Here is a 458-nt window from a genome sequence, read left to right as displayed (position 1 = left end):
GTACCGGCCGGGCGGCGACGGCGGATCCGCGAGCCCGTCGCTGCGCGTCTTCTTCGAGGTGATGGGCTTTTGGACGCCCGAGTACGTCGAGAAGAAACTCGATCAGTTCGGGAGCGTCGCCGACGACGTCGAACTCCTCGTGGCGGTCGACGAGTCGCTGGGCGTCGGCGAGGAGATCGAAGCCCTCGACCACCGCGTGGTCACGTTCTCCGGACGCGTGCGCGTCAAAGACGTGGTCGACGCGCTCGGAGAGTACGAGTCCGACCTCGTCGCGGCTGCCGCGGCGGAGCTGCCCGACGAACTCGTTCCCGACGACGACGTGATCGACCTCGACGCGCTGGCAGCGGAGCGCGGTGTGAGCGTCGACGCGCTCGATTCGGTCTCGTTCCCGGAACACGAGCGCGTGGGTCGGACGTTGATCCGTCCCGACGTGTTGGAGGCGCTCGACGCGGAGATCA

At 68.1% G+C, this 458-nt stretch carries 1 protein-coding gene; it reads left to right on the top strand.

Annotation, left to right across the window (positions count from 1 at the left end; translation table 11 throughout):
- Positions 1-458, top strand: a 458-nt coding sequence (locus tag DEQ92_RS22580) for a DUF790 family protein (protein ID WP_115821808.1), incomplete at both ends; no start/stop codon positions are given.

Source organism: Haloferax sp. Atlit-6N (genome assembly GCF_003383195.1).
Taxonomy (GTDB): domain Archaea; phylum Halobacteriota; class Halobacteria; order Halobacteriales; family Haloferacaceae; genus Haloferax; species Haloferax gibbonsii.
The sequence above is the reverse complement of the archived record's forward strand: the minus strand, read 5'-3'. Positions and strand labels throughout refer to the sequence as shown.